The following is a 16,306-nucleotide window of genomic DNA, read 5'->3' on the forward strand; positions in this document are numbered from 1 at the left end:
TTCCCCTCCCCCCCCCACACTCCCCACACTCCCCACCCACACACAATATAACCCTCGTCCTTTAGAAGAAGGATATGCGGTAATTGTCGATTATTTTAGTAATCCAGAAATTGCTGTTCAATTACAACAATTTATCGGGGGAGATATTGGGTTAGTGTCTTATTTTTCTCGTCCTTATCTTCTGATCGGACAGACTCAGGATCGAGAAGAAGCAACTTTATTATTGCAGGAATTGAGCGATCGCGATTTTTCTGTTCTGATGATTAACAGCCGTCAAGCTATCCTTCTCACACCTAAAGTCGTAAATCCCTAGAATGGCGATCGCGATTCGCCACGTTCAATATCATTCCTTTTATTTTACGCTAAAGTAGCGCGATCGCGTTCCCAGTAGTGCGATAAAATAAGGGAAATATTAGAAGTGACAAAATCATGGAATTGTTCCATCGCGTCTGGCGCGTTGTACAGTCAAATGTGAATAGTTGGGCGAGTGCGACTGAAGATCCCGTACTGACTTTGGAGAATACGGTGGATGAGATGCAGCAAGAATTGGTAAAAATGCGTCAAGCTGTTGCCCACGCGATCGCCACCCAGAAGCGCACAGAACGCCAAGTTATGCAAAACCGAGTTGCGGCTGAAGATTGGTATCAACGCGCCCATATTGCCCTTACAGGGGGGGAAGAAGCGATCGCCAGAGAAGCTCTTAACCGTCGCAAAACCTATCAAGATAATGCTACTCTTCTTCACAGTCAAATTGAGCAGCAAAATACAATTATTGTCAAACTCAAACAAGATTTACGCCTTCTCGAAGGTAAGCTCGCTCATGTTAAAATCCAAAAAGATATGTATCTTGCTCGAGCTACTTCCGCAGAAGCAACTCGTCGCTTACACGAACTCTTAGAAAAAGGAGTGGGCAAAAGTACGCTTAATCTTATCGATCGCGTTGAAGAAAAAGTACAAACTTTAGAAGCCCGCGCAGAATTAGCCTCGCAACTCAGAAATGATTCTCTAGAAGGGAAATTTACAAACTTAGAAAACTCTGCAATTATAGAAGCTGAATTATCAAAATTACGCCGACAAATTAATAATGGATAGTTAAAAATCTTTCCTTCTTTCCCTGTTCCCTGTTCCCTGTTCCCTATTGCCTATTGCCTATTGCCTTTCCCCTAACTAATGTTAATCTACCAATATCCTCCCCTCAAATCCGGTATTCTTATCAAACGCTACAAAAGATTTTTAGCCGATATCGAACTCGAATCTGGCGAGATAATTACCGCCCATTGTGCCAATACTGGCCCCATGATTGGACTTCACGATCCCGGTAGTTTTGTGCAAGTTTCTCGCAGTAATAACCCCAAACGGAAACTTCCTTATACTTGGGAAATGATTTGCGTTAATAAGGAAACACAACCGACATGGGTAGGCGTTAATACTGCTATACCCAATCGGGTTATTAAACTAGCCTTAGAACAAAAATTATTACCCGAACTTGCACAACGTTACGATACAATTCGTTCTGAAGTCCCTTGCGGCATAGAAAAAAAGAGTCGTATTGATTTTCTTCTCAGCGATCGCGCGACTTCTACAGCTTGTTTTCTTGAGGTAAAAAGCGCAACTTGGTCCCAAGGAAATGTTGTTTTATTTCCCGATACCGTCACCACTCGCGGACAAAAACACCTGCGAGAATTAATGGGGGTATTAGGGACAACAAAAGCTGGAATTCTCTATTTTATCAATCGAGGAGACTGCGATCGCTTTGCACCAGGGGATCGCCGGGATCCAGTTTATGGAGAGTTATTGCGGGAGGCGATCGCCTTGGGGGTAGAAGTTTTTCCCTACCGCTTTGAAATTACCCCTCAAGGCATTTACTTTCGGGGTTTAGCAGAATTTTTGAGTTATCAACCCGCCGACAGTGACCCAAAGAGTGTAATATAGGGCAGGAAAAAACTTAACGCTTTTTTTCAGAATACCTTGAGGAAAGTTTTCTATGAGCCAAAAACTGAGAAGATTTGCGATCGTTCTTTTACTGATGTTTCCTTTAATTGGTTGCGATCGTCCCGATTCTAGTGCAACGAAAACAGACAGTCAAACAAGTTCTCATCAAGCTAGTGCAACATCAGTAGAAGAGAGAATAATAAATCCTGATTTTCGCAAATTACAAGGAGATAGGGTCTCTTTATATTTACCTCCTGGATATGAAGGAGGAGATCCTCAGAAAGATATTGAAAAAATGGCTGTTAATTTAGAGGGTGCGGGTTCAGAATATGAAAATTTGAGTAGCGCACTCAGAGAGACAAAAGATTTAGTCGCTTTAGTGGCTTTTGATAACAAAAATGCCCAAGGTGGATTTGTTACCAATGTTAATGTAACTTCTCAAAAGATGCCCCAAGGAACGAATTTAGAAGAGTTTCAGCAAGCAATAAGTAATGATTTAGAACGAGTAGGTTATGAGATTTTAGAACAAGATATCCAAGACTTAAAAAAATGGCAAGCTGGACGAATTACTGTTAAAATTGAAACAGGCAAGACCAAAATTACACAATTGGTTTATATTGTTCTCGATCGCGATATTTTTTGGGTTATCACCTACTCTACACCAACAGAAGAATTTACCGATCGCGTCAAAGATTTTGAAGATAGTATTATTACCTTCGATGTGCAAAACGATCGATAAATAATACAGAATTTTGTGATATTACTAGGTTTATAATGAATGATTTTCCAATAGAGGAAGTAGAGAAAGTATTAAAAATTGCTGCCAAACTTCCGGGCTATCAAAGTCGATTCCGAAAGGCTGGAATTTGCGATCGTAATGGTAATATTATACCGAACTGGCACGCAAACTTTCAACGATTGCAACCTTTAGAGAGAGAAGAAATTCGCGAAAATCCTGGTTTGTTTTTGGCAAATGCGTCGGATGTTGTTTACAGAGGAATGACTAGCGGAAGTCGAGGAGAAAGTTTTGTTTATTTTGTGGGAGAAGCATGGAATAATGCCAGAATTTCAGCCCGAAAAAGAGCATTATCTGGGTGGGAAATTGATGAAAATATTCCTATTCTTAATGTTGCGAGTCGTTTGTTTCCCGTTCGATTAATGGATGGATCGCTAATAGGTCAAATTGACCGAGAATTTATTGAATTATTCTTAAGTTTACTACAAAATCGATTTAGAGTCATTCGCGGATATCCCAGTCAATTATGCGAGATTGCAGGATATATATATCGTCGTAATTTTCCACAAATTAAAGCGATTATTTGCACGGGAGAATGTTTATTTGAGTACCAAAAAGACTTATTAGAATCGGTATTTAATGCACCCGTTATTAATGAATATGGCTGTCAAGAAACAGGAGTATCGGGGTTGACTTGTCCAGAGAAAAGATGCTTACATTTGGATGAAGAACGCTGTTTCTATGAAATCATTGAGGGTGAATTAGTGACAACAGATTTGTTTAACTTGACAATGCCGTTAGTTCGTTATAAATGTGGGGATATTTTAGAATTAGATCGAGAGGGGTGTCAGTGCGATCGCATGGGTATAACGGCTAAAATTAAAGGACGAGTTGAAGATAAGATTCGCACATTAACAGGAACTAAATATGCTGGCGAAATTGATTTACCCTCCCTAGAAGCAATTTTAACTTATCAAATTCGACGCAGAAAAAATAAACAAGTTGAATTTTTATTGCAACCCACTCAAAGCGATCGCCTTCCTCTCGACGATCTGAAAAATTGGACGGATCGCACATTTGGAGAGATTGAAGCACAAATTTATGTTCAATCTAGAGACATAATTGAGACAAAATCAGAATTTATTGGCGATCGCGAATGGATCGAGATAATTTGCGATCGCCCTTGGAATGAATGGCTTAATTCTCCCCAATTTCCGCTTGGAGAAGCAAAGGAAATCGCACAGTTACTTTATGAACTAATTAATCCTCGCTTAATTCTTTATTCAGGAATTGCACCATCAACACGAGAACTCATTAATGATATCTTAAATTCACCATCTTGTCAAGATATAGAAGTCGAGAAAATAACAGCGCGAATCTTGTTGTTTTCCTGTTCTTTTTTCGCCGCAGATCCGCAGGTTTATTCAATTTATCACCACGCAGTAGAACGCTTAAAAAGGACTGTTTCTCAAACAAACAACTCAGAGAATCTCATGCTACTCGATCTATTAATTCCTAGTTTATGTCTAGAGGAAAATTTAGCGCGATCGCTATGGGATAATTATCCTTTTGCAATAAAACGCGATCGCCTAATTCTCGATCGCCTTAATCTGCAAAATCTTCTCTATAGTTTTGAACCTGCATGGCGATTAGCAAATCGAAATAAGAGTAAAATATCCCAATCTCTCAGACCTCTTTTATCAATATTTATAGGGGACTTAGAGTTTTTTAGTTCTCGTTTTGATCTTACCTTACTCGCATATTGGTGTTATTTAGTACATGATAAAAATCTCTTCAATTTGGGAGGAGAAGAAACTAGCGATCGCTTTTTTAGAGTCTGGTTGAAATGGCGTAAAGCAATGTTAGAAAATTTAGAAGATTTAGAGCAATATTTTGTTAATTTACAATCTATTGCTGAGACAGAAGAAGAGAAAGCCAGAATTGATTTAGAACAAGGCTATTATACTCTCTTTCGCAATCAAAAATTTAATATTCGAGAATGGTTGAAAATCTTACAAAAATATGTAGAATCAAAAAATAAAGATAAGTCAGATCGAGTCGTTGACTCAGCACCTTGGATTCCCATCTTGCGATCGCTTGCACAACCATTACTTGATGTAGGAGAATCAGAATTAGCTTATCAATGTCTGCTATTATCTGCACTTCCTTCCCCTCATCAATCTGTCTTCGATCGCAGAAGCAAAAACGTAAACGAAAAACAATCAGTCATTTGCGATCTAATCAATATTTAAGATTTTGGAGTCCATATAAATGCAGAAAATTCACTCTACAACAATATTAAAACATCTAAAAATATTATCTCCCTCTACAATTACCTACTTACCGAAAAATACATCAATCCCTCACAATATATTAATCCCAAAACCTCCTTTTATTCTTCCCTTACTGCCTCCATTAGAATTTCCCCTAGAAACCGCCAAAGAGAAGCCATTAGAAAACATTGCTTGGATGGGATCGAGAGAAGCGATCGCGCCAATTCTCTCTCAACTTAAAACTCCTGAATCTTGGCACTTTTTAAACGCGATCGCACTGTTAGAAAAAAACAAGATTGAGTTTTCTTGGAGTACAATGGCCTTAAAAGTACAACCCAAACTAAATTACTCTCCATCCTCTCCCAAGATAAGCAAAAACTCTCAAATTCTTGCTTTGATTCCTCATTATAATTGTCACCCTTGGTTATATCGCTGTATTCAATCATTAGTCAATCAAACCCGTCCCCCCGATCGCCTTCTCATTCTTGATGATAATTCCCCCAATCCTCCCATTAAAATAACCGAAAAATTCCCTCAAGTTACCCTCCTTCGATCCTCTGAGAATGTGGGACCTTATCGTTTGATTCAACAAGCGATCGCAGACACAAATTATGATGCTTATTTGTTCCAAGATGCTGATGACTGGTCGGCTAATATTCGCCTAGAAAGACTTTTAGAAACTGCGGAAACGACAGGTGCAGAATTAATTGGAACCCAAGAATGGCGCGTCAATGAATTAGAATCTAAGCTAACTCCTGTGTGCTATCCTTTAGATGTTAATAAAGCATTACAGGAACAACCCGGTCATCCTCTCATTCACCCTAGTAGCTTAGTCTCGCGAGATTTAGTCATGCGTATAGGAGGATTTGCAACGGGATTAAGATTTGGAGGAGATACAGAGTTTTTATTGCGATCGGTCTTTTCTGCAACAATAGTTAACATTCCCGAATTTTGTTACTTTCGTCGGAAACGTCCAAATTCGCTAACAACGGCATTAGAAACAGGTTTAGATTCTCCAAAAAGAAAAACACTTTTAAAGGCATTAAAAGCGCGTTCAAGAGTGAATCAGGAAAAACTTCAAACAGGGATACAGCCCGATCTAACCCCTCTGGCGATCGCCAAGCCTATTAAATTACATTATGTTTCCGGTTGTCACAACTGGACAACTCTGAAATAATGATTATAATTGAGAATTAAAGATAATTTTGTTTAAGATCTATTTTTTTAGAAGATGACCTTTATTGATTCTTACTTTTGGCATACTTGGATCGATCGCTTCTGTACCATGTTGTTCATTTTGACGGTTCTCTGGGCATTTTGGTTTGCGGCCAAGATGGATTAAAAAAGATATATTTTGTGAATTAGATTAAAAAAAGTATTTTTTGCAATATAGTAATATAACCGTAAGAACTTGAGCAAATATCCCCAAAACAGAATAGAGTTGTCTAAGCAGACAACCCTTAACCTTACAATTACCACCCTTAACATTCACTTTAAAGAGACTTTTTAAGAGTGAGTAAATGCTGAGTTTATTTGTTATCTTATTAGTTCTCTTCGCGTCTTGGCGGTCTGCGTCGAACTCCAAGGGCATCCATTAATTCTTGTTCGCTGACCCCTAATTCTTCAGCAGCCCCAGCAAAATCCGGGCGAGGAGGTCGGGTATTAGAATCGCGTTCGGGAGGCTTATCCGGCAATCCTAGGGCTTCTATCAGTTCTTCTTTTGTTACCCCTAGAGTTTCGGCTGCTCCGTCTAAATCCAATCGAGGGGGTCGTCGCCGTTGATTGTTGTCAGAATCACCATTAGGAGGACGCTGGGAAACTGCATTCTCGAACATGGCATCCCTTGTAAAAAAGCCAGAAGAATGAGGAGAATTGGCATAAGCATTGAGAGGAAAGAGAAATGTAGCGGCAGTTAAAGCACAGAGTAGAGGTCGATTCATTGCGATATTTCCTTTGTTTATTTGACCGACAATTTCATCTTAAACAATTGGTTATTCTCTCGCTTCGATCTTACCTCCTGAATATTCTATGATAGAAGTCCTAGATCGATCCGGTACTTTTGACCCATGAACAAGAAAGGCGATCTACTAATAATATATTAATTTGTATAAATATGTACTAATAATATATTAATTTGTCTGATAAACTGTTATACTGAATTTATAGATTCACCCCAAGACTGAAGTATCTTGAATTATAATGCAAGATATTTCAGAATATTGGCTGGGGGCGAATTTTGCGATACCGATTTCAGAAAAAGAAAATTGAAGCACTCTATTGAAGACTACCACTAAAAGGAAAGGAGCGCGTATTATGAATAAAAAATTAATACCAGCACGAGTGGTTGCTCCCGGACGGATTTTGGTTCGAGAATTAGAAGCAAGAGGCTGGACGCAAAAAGACTTAGCAGAAATCACAAACCGCCCTCCTCAAACAATCAATGAAATTATCAGAGAGACCAAGCAAATTACTCCTGAAACAGCTTTAGAATTATCGGCCGCTTTGGGAATGTCAGAAAAATTTTGGATGAATTTAGAGGCAAATTATCGTCTTCATTTGGCAAAAAAGCAAATTCAATTTAGACAGTCTTAAACAATCTATAAGCGCAATTCTGAAGTATTCTGAAAAAGAAGAGCAAGTTTCACAAATCCCCTTAATTCTTAGAGAATTGGGCATTTTCTTTGTTAAAAAATTGGTTAATTCCTCCAGAATCTCTCGCATTATTCATCAATCAAACACAACCTAAATTTTCAAGTAAAGCAATTAAATCTTTTGCGATCGCGCAAAAGAAACATCCTGGAATTATTCTGGGATGTTTACACCATGATGGTTTAGTTGATTACAAAAATCTTCGCAGACTCCTTGTCAAAGTTAGTCCTTTTCTGGGACAATGGATTGATGTTTAAACACCTTAATGCGATCGCCGCTTTCCTCCTGATTGGATTTGCGACTCCTATGGCTTTTTCAGCCCCTTTCCTATTAACTCAACTCAATAACTGCCCTTACTGCAATTTGCAAAATGTCAACCTCAGAGGGATTGATGGTCGCAGAATGCCCATAAACTGGCAAGGTGTCAACCTCAGTCATGCCGATCTTTCTCAAATGAATTTGCAGGATATTAACCTCATCGGTGCTAATCTCAGTCATGCTAGACTCGTGGGTACTAATCTGCAAAACGCCAATTTAACCGGAGCGAATTTGACTGGAGCCATTCTCCACGGTACCACCTTAAAAGGAGCAGATTTAAGCAATGTCAACCTCAATGAATCCAGTTTACTGGCGATCGCCCTCGAAGCCGGACAATTTCAAAACGCCAGTTTCGACAATTCTCGCTGGCAAAATGTTTATCTGGGAGGAGCAAACCTTCAAGGTGCCAGTTTAGTTGGAGCAATTTTGCAAAATGTCGATCTTGTTGCGGCAAATTTAGTCGAAGCGGATTTATTCGAGGTGAATTTAAGAAGTGTAAAATTAAGGAATGCGAATTTATCGGGAGCAAACTTGAGCTATGCTACCCTCAGAGGCACGAGTTTAGTCGAAGCTAACTTATCGGAGAGTATTTTACAATCAGCCGATTTGACCTCAGCCGATCTAACCTTGGCCAATTTAACCCGAGCAGACTTGCAAGAGAGTAATCTAGAAAATGCCAATCTCGATCGCGCTATTTTACGAGAAGCAAATTTAATGGGGGCAAATTTAGACCGAGCCTATTTGGTCGATACTGACTTTTGCGATGTTATTATCTCAGAGGAAAAAGAAATCCGAAGATTAATTGAAACGGGAGCAGACTGCGACTAACATCAAATAGATTTTAATTTAAAATACTCGATCGTTGAAAAATGTTGAATCCGAGACTGAAAAAATTATTAACTTATCTTCGTCCCCATTGGCAGCGCGTTACTTTGGGAATGGTTGCGTTATTCATTGTTAATGTTATTGGCGTTTTTATTCCCTTATTCATTCGCGATGCGATCGATAATCTCCAAGACGCATTAAATTTTAGTAATATTCTCCGCTTTGTCTTTCTTATTTTTATTTTTGCCTCTCTCATGTGGTCGTTCCGCATGGCTTCAAGAATTACCATGTTTGGAGTTGGTCGTCAAGTCGAAGTTGACCTCAAACAACGAATTTTTCAACATTTATTAACACTACAACCGGCTTATTTTGCTGTTAATTCTATTGGCGATCTGATGAATCGCTCTACTAGCGACGTTGATAATATTCGTCGCTTATTGGGTTTTGCTGTTTTAAGTTTAGTGAATACGCTGTTTGCTTATTGTTTTACTCTTCCGGTCATGTTGGGTATTCATATTAAGCTAACATTGTGTGCTTTAGCAATTTATCCCTTAATGTTAATAGCCGTGCAGTTATTTAGTGATAAACTGCGAGTAGAGCAAAGAGATGTACAAGAAAATCTTTCCGATCTGAGTCAATTGATCCAGGAGGATATGAGTGGAATTGCTTTAATTAAAATTTATGCTCAAGAACTGAATGAAATTATTGCTTTTAAAGGCAAAAATCGCAGTTTATTAGAAGCCAATTTAAAGTTGGCAAGAACGAGAAATTTACTCTTTCCTATTATTGAGGGATTGGTTTATATTTCTTTATTGATTTTATTGTGGTTGGGAACAGCAGCGATCGAAGTTGGAGAAATTTCTATTGGCGATTTTGTGGCTTTAATTCTGTTTGTGGAACGATTAGTATTTCCTACTGCTTTATTAGGGTTTACGATTACGGCATATCAACGGGGAGAGGTTAGCATCGATCGCGTTGAATCTATTCTTATGGCTTCTCCTTCCATCCAAGATGAAGAGGGAGCAATTGTTTTACCTCCAGAATTAGTTCAAGGAAAAATTAGCGTTCAAAATCTTAATTTCACCTATCAAGGAACGGATCGACGGGTATTAAAAGACATAAATTTTATCATCGAACCTGGAGAAACTATTGCAATTGTCGGTCCAATTGGTTCGGGAAAATCAACTTTGGCTAATGCTTTACCTCGCTTATTAGATATCGCCCCCGAACAAGTATTCTTAGATGGATATGATATAACAAAACTGCGCTTAAAGGATTTACGAGAGGCGATCGCCTACGTTCCTCAAGATAGTTTTCTTTTCAGTACGGTCATTAAAAATAATATTCGTTACGGTCAACCTTTAGCAGAACAATTTGAGATCGAAGATGCGGCCAAACAGGCACAAATTCACCCAGAAATACTCAATTTTCCCCGTCAATACGATACCCTTGTAGGAGAGCGAGGAATTACTCTTTCAGGAGGACAGCGACAACGCGCATCTCTCGCTCGCGCCCTCATTGTTGATGCCCCCGTGTTAATCTTAGATGATGCCCTTTCCAGCGTGGATAATCAAACCGCAACGGAAATTTTAGGGCTTCTTTCTACCAGTGAAGTAGGCGATCGCACGGTTATTTTTATTTCTCATCAACTCTCAGCCGCAGCTACAGCCAATCGTATTTTTGTGATGAATGAAGGAGAGATTGTGCAAATGGGAACTCATGCAGAATTAATCAACAAACCGGGTTTATATAAACATCTCTGGAAACAACAACAATTAGAAAAAGCCGTGTTATGAAAATGATTGTAATTGATGACAGTTGGTACCAAAGACCTGCCAATATTCCCGAAAGTATTTCTGCGGGAGGAGTCGTTCTTCGCACGGAAGATGAGGTGATTTATGTTGCTTTAGTGGGAGAAGGAAAGAATGATAAACTTGTTTTACCGAAAGGACATATTGAAGCAGGAGAAACCCCAGAACAAGCTGCACGTCGGGAAATTGAGGAAGAAGCGGGACTAACAGAGTTAGAACTTATTGCGGATTTAGGAATTAAGGAAAGACTAAGTTTATTTAAGAAAGAATGGAAGAAAGTTTATTATTTTTTATATCAGACGAGGCAAATCTACGGTCAACCGACGGACTCGAGCATCAACTATACTCTTTATTGGTTTCCTTTAGAGAATTTACCGGAATTTTTCTGGAAAGAACAAAAAGAATTAGCTGAAACCGTTCGCCAATGGGTGCAGGATGGGAAAATACAGGTATAGGTGTATAGCCATCAGTTCCATTAATCTAACCCAACTAGCAATTAAAACACGGTAATCTTGAATTAAGAGGCAATTTTCACAAGTTTTTCACAAGTTTTTTGTAAACTTATAGTTTAGGAATATCTTGCCTCAACAGAGTAGCAACAAGTAAAGGCAATGCTCGAAAAAACGATCGCTCAAAAGTCAATTAAACTTTTGTTGCTGGAAAGTCAATCAAAATTCAATAACCCGATCGCGAGATGGCTAGATGAATCTCGCGACGAAATCCACTTGACTCGTGTGGAGAATGCTGCGATCGCCATGACTCGCATGAAGCAAGAGACTTTCGATCTTGTTTTATTAGCTCTATTCTCTGGCGATCGCGAAGAAAATATCAAGGCGATCGCACAATGCTTTCCCCTCAATGTAGAAGAAAATAACCCTGTAGAAGATATAGAAGATCGTTATTCCCCCAATTTTCACTTTTCCCAACCCCCTCTCATTCTCCTCAGCGATCGCGACGATCCCGAACTCGCTAGACTAGCTCTTAGGGCAGGAGTCCAAGATTTTTTAGTCCTAGAAGACCTCAATCGCCGCCAATTTTTACGAACCTTGCGTCATACGACCCTGCGCCATAGTATAAACACTCAGAAGCAGTGCGATCGCTGTCCCATCGAAACAAACTGGAAATGTACCGACCCAATCTTGAAGGCGATCGCAGAGCCGATTTTCGTGAAAAACAAAGAAAATCAAAGTATTGCCCGCAGTTCAGAAGCCTTTCTCAATCATATTCTTAACACCACTCCAGATCCCATCTTCGTGAAAGATGAGCAACATCGCTGGATTCTCATCAATGATGCCTTTTGTCACTTAATGGGACAGCCGCGATCGCAATTGATCGGTAAATCCGATTACGATTTTTTCCCCCCAGAAGAAGCCGATGTGTTTTGGGAAAAAGACGCATTGGTATTTGAGACGGGACAAGATAATGAAAATGAAGAATTCCTCACCGATGTAGAAGGCATTCAACATACAATCTCGACTAAAAAAAGTATTTTCACTCATCCTGACGGAAAAAAAACCTTGGTCGGTTGTATCCGTGATATTACGCAACAGAAACAACAAGAGGCGATCGGGCAAAAACGCCAGCGCTATTTAGCAGCCTTAGTCGCAATCCAGCAAAAACTCTTAGATTGCCAAAACCCCTGCTCCTGTTACGATGATATCCTTCACATCCTCGGAACTACTTCGGGGGCATCGCGAGTCTATTTATTTGAAAATGACCGAGACGAACGGCAAGGGCTGCGGATGAGCCAAAAAGCAGAATGGTGTGCAGAAGGCATTAACCCCGAAATCAATAACCCGATTTATCAAAATCTGCCTTACAAGGATTTTAGCCTCGAATTTGCAGAGATTCTCGGGCGAGGGGAAACAATTTCCGACTTGGTGACTAATTTATCGAGTCCCATGCAAGAGATTCTCTCCGAACAAGGGATTCTCTCGATTTTAGTTTTACCCTTACAAGTGAATGGGATATTTTTTGGCTTTATTGGCTTTGATAACTGCATCGAGGGCAAAATATGGGATGTGTCTGAAATTTCCTTGCTTCAATCTGTCGCAGTGTCTATCTCTTCAACCCAACAACGCTTGCAAACTGAAGTTGCTCTCAAAGAAAGCGAAGAACGCTATCGTTGTATTGTAGAAACGGCGAACGAGGGCATCGTTATCATCGATCGCCAAGGCTGCATTGATTTCGCCAATCACCGCGCTGCAAACACAATTGGATACGATCCCAAAGACATTATTGGCAAATCTTACACCCGTTTTATAAACGCAGAAATGCGAGAAATGTTTGCTCAAGTGCTGCAACAGCCACAAACTGTCGGTTCGGAACAATACGATTTGCAATTAACCCATCGTTCGGGAGAATCAGTTTGGGTGATGACTTCTATTTCTCCTCTTTGGCAGAATGGACAGTTTATCGGTTCCTTGGGCATGATGACCGATATTACCCAACGCAAAAAAGCCGAAGCCGATCGCGATCGCTTTTTCACCCTGTCAGCAGATATGCTCTGTATTGCTGGAATTGACGGCTATTTCAAGCGCATTAACCCGTCTTGGTCGAAAATATTGGGGCATAGCCACGCAACCCTATTGGCTCAACCCTATCTCGAATTCGTCCATCCCGACGATCGCGACTTAACCCTTGCCGAGGCGCAAACTTTGGGTAAAGGTGGAGTATTGAGCGTCAATTTTCAAAATCGCTACCGTTGCGCTAATGGAGATTATAAATGGCTGGCATGGAGTGCCACATCCTATCTCGAAGAAGGTTTCATCTATGCTGTAGCGCGGGATATCACCCCCGAAAAAGAATCCCAAGCCGCACTACAAGAAAGTACCCAAAGGCTGGCCGAGGCGCAAAAAGTGACCCATGTGGGGGACTGGGAAATCGACCTCATTTCCGGTCGAGTTACCTGGTCTGACGAACTCTTCCGTATCTATGGATTAGAAAACAAAAAACAGGATAATCTATCCGCAAGAGAATTCATTTCCTCTTCCACTTTGATTGGACAAGAATATCTCCAATATATTCATCCCGACGATCGCGCTGCCAGCCAAGAAGCCATGCAACGGGCTATCTCTACCGGTCAACCTTATGAATTAGAACAGCGCATTCAGCGTCCCAATGGGGAAATTCACTATCTCCTTTTGCGAGGACAACCCGTAACCAATGAGACAGGACAAGTGATTCGCCTATTTGGAACTGCCTTGGATATTAGCGATCGCAAGCAATTAGAAGAAGAAATTGCTCAACAAAAACGCTTTCTCAACGCTATTATTGATTATATTCCTATGGGAGTATTTGTTAAAGATGTTAAAGATGAAATGCGTTATGTTATTTGGAATCAATTTAGCGAACGGAATTTGGGGGTACCGCGAGCAGACTTATTAGGTCGCAATAATTGGGAAGTATTTCCCGAAGAATTAGCTCATTCTTGGCAAGAAGAAGATCGAGAACTTCTGCGAGTTAAACAAGCAATTGTTTATCCAGAACAAGAAATTGATAATCCAGAACGCCAGATTCAGATGTGGTTGCAAACCACTAAGGCTCCCATTGCAGATGAATTTGGAGAAATTACTCATATTCTCGGTATTTTTAATGATATCAGCGAGCGCCGACGGGCGGAAATTGCCCTACGGAAAAGCGAAAAAAAATATCGAGATTTAGTCGAAACATCTCAAGATATTATTTGGTCGATGGACCTCGACGGCTGCTATACTTTTGTGAATCCAGCTATGACTCGCATCTGCGGTTATGAACCCGAAGAAATTATCAATCGTCCCTTCTGGGATTTTATTCCTCTCTACCAACGTCGGGTTAATACCCCTCAATTTTTACGCGTGTTGCAAGGAAAACCTCTCATACAGCACGAACAAAAATACCTCGCAAAGGGCGATCGCTGGATTTACCTGCAAGTCAATGCGATCGCCGTATACGACGAATCGGGGCAAGTTATCGGCGTGACGGGAACAGCCACGGATATTACTGAACGCAAGCGAGTAGAAGAGGCTTTAAGAGAGAGTGTCGATCGTGAGGTTGCTATTGCCACCATTATCGAACGAATGCGCCGTACCCTCGAGATTGAAACTATTTTCAGCACCACCACCCAAGAATTGCGTCGAGTTTTGAACTGCGATCGCGTTATTATTTATCGTTTTAATCCTGATTGGAGTGGAGAAGTTGTCGCCGAGGCTGTCGGAGAAGAATGGATATCTTTGCTTGACCAAGATCGCGATCGATTTGCAATGACCACGGCTTCTGATGACTGTGTTATTAAACTATTGTATGAAACCATCACCATTGAAGACACTCATTTAAAAAAAACACAAGGAGGAGGATATCGTCGAGGGACGCGCTATATCTGCATAGAAGATATTTATACAGAAAAATTTGCCCCCTGTTATCTAAAACTCCTCGAAAAATTTCAAGCTCGTGCCTATCTCACTGTTCCAATTTTCACAAGCGTACAGGAGAATGAGAATGAGAATGAAAAATCACAAACTGCACCCAAATTGTGGGGACTCCTGGCTTCCTATCAAAATTCTGCCCCCCGTCATTGGCAGGAAGAAGAAATCAATATGGCGATTCAAATTGGCACGCAAATGGGCATCGCCCTACAACAAGCTGAATTGCTGGAAAAAACGCAACAGCAGTCAGAGGCATTAAAAATAGCCAAAGAAACTGCTGATGCGGGAAACCGTGCCAAAAGCGAATTTTTAGCTAGTATGAGTCACGAATTGCGAACCCCCCTCAATGCCATTTTGGGATTTACACAATTAATGGTCAGAGATGACCGTCTCGATCGCGAACATCAAGAAAATCTTAATATTATTAATCGCAGTGGAGAACATTTACTAGCATTAATTAATGATGTGCTAGAAATGTCGAAAATTGAGGCAGGACGAGCTACTTTTAATGAAGATGATTTTAATCTTTATCGTCTGTTGGATAGTGTAGAAGATATGTTACGAATGAAAGCCAATGGTAAAGGGCTGCAGTTAATTTGCGATCGCGATCGCGATCTGCCCCAATTTGTCAGTACAGATGCTCAGAAACTCCGTCAAGTTTTAATTAATCTCTTAAGTAATGCCATTAAATTTACAGATACGGGCTTTGTGACTCTGCGAGTGAACAAGAGAAGAGAAAAGCAGAAACTTTATTTTGAAGTCGAAGATACCGGCTGTGGTATCGCCTCAGAGGACGTTGAGAAAATTTTTGAGGCTTTTGGGCAAACAAAAGATGGCGCAAAATCCTCCGAAGGAACGGGGTTAGGACTGCCCATCAGCCAACAGTTTGTGCGCTTGATGGGAGGAGAATTAGATTTAGAAAGTGAAAGAGGACGAGGCTCAAAATTCTTCTTTGAGATTCCGATTAATATGTCCTCAGAACATATTTTAGAGTCTTCCATTAGCAGCCAGAAAAAACTGCGCGCGATCGTCTCTCCAGATTTTCCCGATGTTCCTTATCGTTTTCTAATTGTTGAAGATCGAGAGTACAATCGCTTATTGTTATTGAATCTTCTCACCTCTTTAGGATTTGAAGTAGAAACAGCAAACAATGGTGTAGAAGCGATCGCCATGTGGGAATCATGGCAACCTCATTTCATCTGGATGGACATCCAGATGCCGATTATGGACGGTTATGAAGCAACCCGACAAATTCGCTTGCAAGAAGAAAAACTTGGGAATGAGAAAGACCTCGATCTTTTCGACAGGGTTCCTATTGTCGCTCTAACGGCTAGTGCTTTTCTTGAAGATAGAGCCAAG

At 40.4% G+C, this 16,306-nt stretch carries 13 protein-coding genes and 1 pseudogene; 13 read left to right on the forward strand and 1 reads right to left on the reverse strand.

Features of this window, described 5'->3' with window-relative positions; all coding sequences use genetic code 11:
• The 7 genes and pseudogenes from VB714_RS11555 to VB714_RS27405 all read left to right on the forward strand — a co-directional run.
• A pseudogene (locus VB714_RS11555) lies at positions 1-313 on the forward strand (hypothetical protein); the annotation flags it as partial.
• A 116-nt stretch (positions 314-429) separates the two neighbouring features.
• The gene (locus tag VB714_RS11560) at positions 430-1,092 is read left to right on the forward strand and encodes a PspA/IM30 family protein (RefSeq protein WP_323224243.1); all 663 of its coding nucleotides are present in this window, start codon (positions 430-432) and stop codon (positions 1,090-1,092) included.
• Between the two features lie 78 nt (positions 1,093-1,170).
• Complete coding sequence (gene sfsA / locus VB714_RS11565) at positions 1,171-1,932, forward strand: DNA/RNA nuclease SfsA (RefSeq protein WP_323224246.1); 762 nt, start codon at positions 1,171-1,173, stop codon at positions 1,930-1,932.
• A 52-nt stretch (positions 1,933-1,984) separates the two neighbouring features.
• Positions 1,985-2,671, forward strand: coding sequence for a hypothetical protein (locus VB714_RS11570; protein ID WP_323224247.1), 687 nt, complete (start codon positions 1,985-1,987; stop codon positions 2,669-2,671).
• Between the two features lie 35 nt (positions 2,672-2,706).
• Positions 2,707-4,920 (forward strand): hypothetical protein, encoded by a 2,214-nt coding sequence (locus VB714_RS11575; protein ID WP_323224249.1) that lies wholly within the window; start codon positions 2,707-2,709, stop codon positions 4,918-4,920.
• Positions 4,921-4,939: 19 nt separating this feature from the next.
• Entirely contained in the window at positions 4,940-6,118 is a 1,179-nt protein-coding gene (locus VB714_RS11580) for a glycosyltransferase family 2 protein (protein ID WP_323224251.1), read from the forward strand.
• Between the two features lie 54 nt (positions 6,119-6,172).
• Entirely contained in the window at positions 6,173-6,283 is a 111-nt protein-coding gene (locus VB714_RS27405) for a delta-aminolevulinic acid dehydratase (protein ID WP_416309658.1), read from the forward strand.
• 202 nt (positions 6,284-6,485) lie between these two features.
• Here VB714_RS27405 and VB714_RS11585 read toward each other — a convergent pair whose 3' ends face one another.
• Positions 6,486-6,881 carry a hypothetical protein gene (locus tag VB714_RS11585; protein ID WP_323224253.1) on the reverse strand — a complete coding sequence of 132 codons (396 nt, stop codon included), beginning with the start codon at positions 6,879-6,881 and terminating at the stop codon, positions 6,486-6,488.
• A 373-nt stretch (positions 6,882-7,254) separates the two neighbouring features.
• On the opposite strand from VB714_RS11585, the gene VB714_RS11590 reads away from it, so the two are divergent.
• The 6 genes from VB714_RS11590 to VB714_RS11615 form a co-directional block, all read left to right on the forward strand.
• On the forward strand, positions 7,255-7,533 hold the full coding sequence (locus VB714_RS11590) for a HigA family addiction module antitoxin (RefSeq protein ID WP_323224255.1): 279 nt from the start codon (positions 7,255-7,257) through the stop codon (positions 7,531-7,533).
• A gap of 89 nt (positions 7,534-7,622) precedes the next feature.
• Entirely contained in the window at positions 7,623-7,847 is a 225-nt protein-coding gene (locus VB714_RS11595) for a hypothetical protein (RefSeq protein WP_323224257.1), read from the forward strand.
• Positions 7,840-8,736 (forward strand): pentapeptide repeat-containing protein, encoded by an 897-nt coding sequence (locus VB714_RS11600; RefSeq protein ID WP_323224259.1) that lies wholly within the window; start codon positions 7,840-7,842, stop codon positions 8,734-8,736. The genes VB714_RS11595 and VB714_RS11600 overlap by 8 nt, the downstream gene beginning before the upstream one ends.
• A gap of 41 nt (positions 8,737-8,777) precedes the next feature.
• A complete protein-coding gene (locus tag VB714_RS11605) occupies positions 8,778-10,529 on the forward strand; it encodes an ABC transporter ATP-binding protein (RefSeq protein ID WP_323224261.1) in 1,752 nt (583 codons plus the stop codon).
• On the forward strand, positions 10,526-10,999 hold the full coding sequence (locus tag VB714_RS11610) for an NUDIX domain-containing protein (protein WP_323224263.1): 474 nt from the start codon (positions 10,526-10,528) through the stop codon (positions 10,997-10,999). The genes VB714_RS11605 and VB714_RS11610 overlap by 4 nt, the downstream gene beginning before the upstream one ends.
• 156 nt (positions 11,000-11,155) lie before the next feature.
• On the forward strand, positions 11,156-16,306 hold a 5,151-nt coding region (locus tag VB714_RS11615; RefSeq protein WP_323224265.1), incomplete at its 3' end, for a PAS domain S-box protein.

The organism is Spirulina sp. 06S082, assembly GCF_034932145.1.
Lineage (GTDB): Bacteria > Cyanobacteriota > Cyanobacteriia > Cyanobacteriales > Spirulinaceae > CCY15215.